The following is a 5944-nucleotide window of genomic DNA, read 5'->3' on the forward strand; positions in this document are numbered from 1 at the left end:
CGATCACATCCACATCCCCTAAATCCGTCTCTTGATGCCAAATATAGCGGGTAGGTTGCTGAAAAATCCCCTCCGTCACCGTTGCCACATCTCGATCGCAATTCGATCCAGGGAAAACAATAATCCCAAACTTCATAATTTTTAACTTGGTTAATTCATTTTGCAAAAAGCTCTCATCAGATGGGTGTTAGGGTGTTAGGGTATTAGTTGAATTTCCCCATTCTCCCATTTCCCTATCCCCTAATCCCCCATTTCCCTATCCCCTAATCCCTATCCCCTATCTCCTGACAATGCAAATCAAAGCGATAATTTTCAATTACAGGATTAGCCAATAGTTGATCGCACATTTGAGCCAATTGAGCGCGAGCGCTGGTTTCGTCCGCTGCTGTCACGGTAAGCTCAATATACTTACCAATTCGCACCCCAGCCACAGTATCATAACCTAATTGCTTTAATCCCGACTCTACCGCCGTACCCGCCGGATCGAGAACCGAAGGGCGCAGGGTAACATAAATACAGCACTGATAATTTTTTGGCATAGAATTAACTTTGATCGCTGACCTTTTTGATATGAAATCCCAACGCACCCGATCGCAAGAGCGCATTATCCACTTACTCAAAACCTTAAATCGGGCAGTATCCGCTCAAGAATTGTTTGTGGAACTCCGTCAGCGTGACCAAAATATGGGGTTAGCCACTGTTTACCGCGCCCTAGAATCCCTAAAACTACAGGGAGCAGTGCAGGTGAGAACCCTAGCCACAGGAGAATCCCTCTACAGTTCCGTTCAGCAGGATCAACACCATCTTACCTGTATTCATTGCGGTCGGTCTATCGTCTTTAATGAGTGTCCCGTTCACGAATTGGAAGAAAAACTCGAAAAATCACACCAATTCAAGGTTTATTACCACACTCTCGAATTTTTTGGACTTTGCGATCATTGTCAACCCAGTTAAGTAAGCTGTACTACATTGAAACTGCCGATCGGGAAATTTTAGTACAAATGCTCAGACTTTCCACTCCAGTGCCGTCTTACAGAGATTAAACTGTTGTTTGACCTTGGGCTGTTTTCAGAGGGATTAACTCCGGCTGACCGTAGTGATGATGGCTGTTGAGGGGGGATAACAAGGGGAAAAAGGGTTGATGTAAACTAATTAATTGAGCGAGGGTTTTCTTGAGATGGGTACGGGGAACGATCGCATCTACAAACCCGTGTTTTAATAGGTATTCCGATGTTTGGAAACCTTCCGGTAATTTCTCGCGCAAAGTCTGTTCAATTACCCGTTTACCGGCAAAACCGATAGTAGCCTTTGGTTCGGCGATAATAATATCTCCCAACATGGCAAAACTGGCCGTGACTCCTCCCGTGGTGGGATTAGTCAAGACGGGAATATAGAGTAACTTTGCTTCTCGATGCCGGTTAAGGGCACCGGAAATCTTGGCCATCTGCATTAAACTTAACATTCCTTCCTGCATTCTCGCCCCGCCAGAAGCGCAGATAATCACCAGGGGTAAACTTTCATCGGTAGCTTGTTCCGTCAAACGACAGAGTTTTTCTCCCACCACCGATCCCATGCTACCCCCCATAAAACGGAAGTCCATCACCCCTAAAGCTAAGGGTAAACCATCGATCGTCCCCGTTCCCGTCCGGACAGCATCCGTCAGTCCGGTTTTTTCTTGGGTTTCCCGCAGGCGATCGCTATAACTTTTCCGATCGCGAAATTTGAGCGGATCCGTCGGTCGAATCTGTTCATCGAGGCAATTCCAAGTATTAGCATCCACTAACTGGCGAATTCTTTCTTCACTTTCCACCCGATTATGATGACCGCAATCGAGACAAACCAGTTGATTAGCTAATAAATCCTTCGTATAGGCCAAAACGCCGCAATTTGGGCATTTTGTCCATAGACCATCGGCTATTTCTCGTTCCTGTTGTTGTTGAACCTTGGGTTCTGTTTTTTGGCGATTTGCAAACCAATCAAATAGAGACATAGTTTAAAATAAAGACAATTTATAGACTTTCCTCTAGAGGACTTAATAACAAAAGTGCTGTCCAGCGATCCTGGGGACGTACTTGTAGGGCGGCCTGATGACCCTGGCCGCAATAAATACCAAGGCCAATAGCGATAACGCAACTGGGGATGTCGTGAGCTTTGAGCATTTCCTGTAGCCAATCGGCTTACCCTAGACTGGGGGTTGTTCTAATGGTGATCCAAGACACGGAAGACTATTGTATCAAGATTTAATTACAAGATAGCTTTTTTACAACAAAGGGAAAAAAATGGTTTGATAGGCTGAGATGATCTTATCACTCCAAAAGACACTCATCAGAGCGCCGAGGGCAAGAAGCGGGCCGAAGGGTATAGCTTGTCTTTTTGCCATTTTACCCAGAAAAATGCCCGTCATACCGATCGCTGCCCCAATAGCGCAGGCCAGAAAACCGGTGACTAATAATGCTTGCCATCCTAACCAAGCACCGATCATGGCCGCTAATTTGGCATCTCCTCCCCCCATGGCCTGCTGTCTGAGGGCAAAACTTCCCCCCCACCGGATCAGATCAAATAACCAGACTCCTAAAACCGCACTAGCGATCGCTGAAAAGAGATAGATAACACTTTGATTATTTTGCCAACCTAAAAGAGTTTGGAAAACTATCCCTAAAACTAATCCCGATTGGGTGAGGCAGTTGGGAAGCGTCATCGTGTCAAAATCGATCAAAGCTAAAGCTAATAACCAACTTAGCAGAATCCAATAGCCGAGGGTCTGCCAAGAAAAGCTAAAATCTCCTAAAACCAGACAAAATAACAAACCGGTCAAAGTTTCGATCGCTGGATAACGGACAGAAATCGCGGTTCTACACCAGCGACAGCGACCCCCTAGCCATAACCAGCCTAAAACAGGTATATTCTCGCTTTTACCTAACCTATGGTGACATTTCGGACAGTGGGAAGGGGGATAAACTAGAGATATCCCCTTAGGTAATCTATAGATGACCACGTTTAAAAAACTGCCCACCGAGGCACCCAAAGCGAAGACAAAGGCAAAAGTAACTAGATGAAAGAGGGTTTCCATCCTTAAACTGGCAGATAATTGATTAGTTTGTTATCGCCTATTATAGGGGATAAAGATGCCACTATCTCCCCTCTTAAGCATCCAGTAATAAGCTGTTCATAATTTCAATTGCTTGTTGAGACGAGGCAAGAGACCCTCTTGCAAGAGGCAACAGTAAAGGGATTGGAGGAAATTCGGCTGATCATTAAGAATAAGCGGTTTAAATACGTCTTAGCTTAATAATTCAGGCTCATCCCTAAAGGTGAATTTTCTTCTGGGCTTTTTTTTTGATTAATTAGCGGATATCACCCTAGATAATGGGGGTAAAACCTCACTATCAGCCCCAGGGACAACCTGACAAAATTAAATTATCGCAGTCAACGAGGACAAATTAATGAAACCGATTGTTGAATCTTTTTACAACTGGTACAGCAGCAAAATCACTCACCCCCAATATCGTTGGATTATCATTCTGGGAACTATGGTTTATCTGTTTAGCCCCCTCGATATTTCTCCTGACGTTTTCCCGATTATTGGTTGGATCGATGATGGTATTGTCCTCACCCTTTTAACCACGGAATTATCGCGATTAGTTCTTGATTATCGCAATCGCCGTCCGGGGAGAGTAAAGAATCAAACCGAGGTTTCTTCCCCAACCAATGCCGTTGATACCGATGCCGTAGAAGTCAGAAGTTAGAATTCGTAAGTCTCAATTCTGACTTCTGAATTCAGGAGATTGCTGTTATTTATTCTCCCCACTCCCCCACTTCCCCACTTCCCCACTCCCCCACTTCCCCACTCCCCCACTTCCTAATTCCCTAAACTTGAATCAAAGAACTATCGACGGTGGCTAAAAGTGTTTGCACTTCCTCATCGCTGGTTTGGGAAAAATCTTCGTACCAAAGAGAAATTGATCTCAATTCGTAGGGTTTATGTAGGCAAATTACTCGATCAACTAATTTTTCTAATTGATCACAGACTTCCACTGGGGCAATAGGAACAGCAATAATAATAGCAGCGGGATTTCCAGCCTTAAGGGTCAGAATCGCCGCTTTAATCGTTGCTCCCGTAGCGATACCATCATCTACTAGAATAATCGTTTTTCCTGTCACGTCCGGAAAGGGTCGCTCACCTCGATACAAGCGATCACGTCGCTCTAATTCGATCATTTCTTCCTTTGCTACCCGTTCCATCATCGCCTCCGATAGGTGCAAGTCGTCAACGATACTTTCATTGATTACCCGCACACCATTTTGACCGATCGCCCCAAAAGCTAACTCTTTGCGCTCCGGTACACCTAATTTTCGCACTAAACACAGATCTAGCGGTAAATGTAACCTTTGGGCAATTTCAAAGGCGATCGGAACCCCACCCCGGGGCAAAGCCAAAACTAGCACCCCAGCACTATTGGTATATTCTGTCAAGTAACTAGCTAATAGTCTCCCTGCTGATCGCCGATCTTTGAGCAGATAAGTCATAACTCCCTCCTAGGGGCTAATCCCCGTGGGGATCCCTAGTCCCCCCTGACTTTATTCTATATTTCTCCGCTAATCTCTAGCTGAAATGTTAAGAAATTTAGCGAAGGCTTGACATTTTTTCGGCTAACCGAAGTTTTTCTAGGCCAGAGATCGGCTAAAATCTTAGGCGAGAGGGTTTTGTAAAGTTAGGTAACAAACATGAATCAAAGTTTAAGTGATGCGCTAGAGCCGATCGCCGATGCCTTTCGCGGTCTCGGAACTCCCGAACCGATCGTTCATTGGGGACATCCAGTCATGATGGGGATCGTGGTTTTAGTTATGGGTAGTTATACTGCCTATGCCGGTTGGCAAAGCCGTTTAAGCAAAGATGGGGAAGTAGTGGCCAAAAATAGAGCCGATCACCGCAAACTCGCCCCCTGGCTGTTTTTATTTATCGCTCTCGGTTACACCGGCGGTATTTTATCCCTGGTTATGCAGAAACATCCAATCCTCGAAAGCAGCCATTTCTGGACAGGATCGATCGCGATCGGTTTATTAGCTTTCAATGGATTATTGTCCCTCACTGGCTTCGCTGGCGAGAAAAAAGAACTTTTCCGGACTATTCACGCTTATATCGGCAGTATTGCCCTGATTTTACTGCTAGTTCACGGTGTTTTCGGTCTTCAGTTGGGATTATCTCTCTAGTTGGTTTATGGCTTCGGGTGGGCCAATTCCCACCTGGAGATTTTTCACCGCAGAAGACTGTGGCCAAGGGCAATAATTGAAGAAATCATGACTTTAAGCACTATTCTTGGGATTCCGAGTTTAGAATTAACAGGTAATTTACCAAGAAAGTATCGTCACGCAACGAGGAGATAGATATTTTGAAGAAAGTAGAAGCGATTATCCGACCCTTTAAACTTGAAGAGGTGAAAATCGCCCTAGTTAATGCGGGCATTGTCGGGATGACCGTCTCCGAAGTTAGAGGTTTCGGTCGTCAGAAAGGTCAATCGGAACGTTATCGCGGTTCCGAGTATACCGTCGAATTTCTCCAAAAACTCAAGATCGAGATCGTCGTCGAAGATAAGCAAGTCGATATGGTCGTCGATAAGCTGATTTCGGCGGCCCGTACCGGTGAAATCGGAGACGGTAAAATCTTCATCTCCCCCGTGGAACAGATCGTCCGCATCCGTACCGGCGAAAAAGATCTCGAAGCGATTTAACCTCCAAACAAGGGATGATAGTACCCTGCTGTCATCCCCCCTCATTTACCGAAAAATTGGGTTTAAAGCCTCGCCCTTTGAGGGCGACTTGATCTGATGTATGATATTAAGAATAGGGGGCCGGGTAAGCAACCGCTTAAAAAACCCAGTCATCAACCGATGAACGCACCTTGAAAACTAGAGTTATGGGGTTCTCTAGGGGAATGCTCCTATAG

9 protein-coding genes and 1 pseudogene are annotated in these 5944 nt (G+C 45.3%); 4 read left to right on the top strand and 6 right to left on the bottom strand.

Translation table 11 applies throughout. The features are described 5' to 3' along the window. Positions 1 to 136: pseudogene (locus PX636_RS19350) on the bottom strand (phosphoribosylformylglycinamidine synthase I); the annotation flags it as partial. A gap of 127 nt (positions 137 to 263) precedes the next feature. Beyond that, positions 264 to 539, bottom strand: coding sequence for a phosphoribosylformylglycinamidine synthase subunit PurS (gene purS / locus PX636_RS19355; protein WP_002796436.1), 276 nt, complete (start codon positions 537 to 539; stop codon positions 264 to 266). A 31-nt stretch (positions 540 to 570) separates the two neighbouring features. On the opposite strand from purS, the gene PX636_RS19360 reads away from it, so the two are divergent. After that, positions 571 to 954, top strand: coding sequence for a Fur family transcriptional regulator (locus tag PX636_RS19360; protein WP_002802309.1), 384 nt, complete (start codon positions 571 to 573; stop codon positions 952 to 954). A gap of 85 nt (positions 955 to 1039) precedes the next feature. On the opposite strand, the gene accD is transcribed toward PX636_RS19360, so the two are convergent. The 3 genes from accD to PX636_RS19375 all read right to left on the bottom strand — a co-directional run bounded on the left by accD (position 1040) and on the right by PX636_RS19375 (position 3070). Next, positions 1040 to 1990 carry an acetyl-CoA carboxylase, carboxyltransferase subunit beta gene (gene accD, locus PX636_RS19365; protein ID WP_002796435.1) on the bottom strand — a complete coding sequence of 317 codons (951 nt, stop codon included), beginning with the start codon at positions 1988 to 1990 and terminating at the stop codon, positions 1040 to 1042. A 19-nt stretch (positions 1991 to 2009) separates the two neighbouring features. Then, complete coding sequence (locus tag PX636_RS19370) at positions 2010 to 2159, bottom strand: hypothetical protein (protein ID WP_002796434.1); 150 nt, start codon at positions 2157 to 2159, stop codon at positions 2010 to 2012. A 101-nt stretch (positions 2160 to 2260) separates the two neighbouring features. After that, a complete protein-coding gene (locus PX636_RS19375; RefSeq protein WP_288118360.1) occupies positions 2261 to 3070 on the bottom strand; it encodes a prepilin peptidase in 810 nt (269 codons plus the stop codon). A gap of 373 nt (positions 3071 to 3443) precedes the next feature. Here PX636_RS19375 and PX636_RS19380 point away from each other — a divergent pair, with 373 nt between their 5' ends. Further along, positions 3444 to 3746 carry a YkvA family protein gene (locus PX636_RS19380; protein ID WP_287170857.1) on the top strand — a complete coding sequence of 101 codons (303 nt, stop codon included), beginning with the start codon at positions 3444 to 3446 and terminating at the stop codon, positions 3744 to 3746. A gap of 121 nt (positions 3747 to 3867) precedes the next feature. Here the strand turns inward: PX636_RS19380 and PX636_RS19385 are convergent, their stop codons facing one another. Continuing rightward, entirely contained in the window at positions 3868 to 4527 is a 660-nt protein-coding gene (locus PX636_RS19385) for a phosphoribosyltransferase (RefSeq protein ID WP_002796431.1), read from the bottom strand. Between the two features lie 198 nt (positions 4528 to 4725). Between PX636_RS19385 and PX636_RS19390 the strand changes: the two genes are divergently transcribed. Both PX636_RS19390 and PX636_RS19395 read left to right on the top strand, forming a co-directional pair. Then, positions 4726 to 5211: a DUF4079 domain-containing protein gene (locus PX636_RS19390; RefSeq protein ID WP_288118361.1), complete on the top strand. Its 486-nt coding sequence runs from the start codon at positions 4726 to 4728 to the stop codon at positions 5209 to 5211. Between the two features lie 179 nt (positions 5212 to 5390). Further along, positions 5391 to 5729 carry a P-II family nitrogen regulator gene (locus tag PX636_RS19395; protein ID WP_002787863.1) on the top strand — a complete coding sequence of 113 codons (339 nt, stop codon included), beginning with the start codon at positions 5391 to 5393 and terminating at the stop codon, positions 5727 to 5729. Positions 5730 to 5944 lie beyond the last annotated feature (215 nt).

This window comes from Microcystis sp. M53598_WE2 (assembly GCF_030067735.1).
In the GTDB taxonomy this organism is placed as follows: Bacteria; Cyanobacteriota; Cyanobacteriia; order Cyanobacteriales; family Microcystaceae; genus Microcystis; species Microcystis aeruginosa.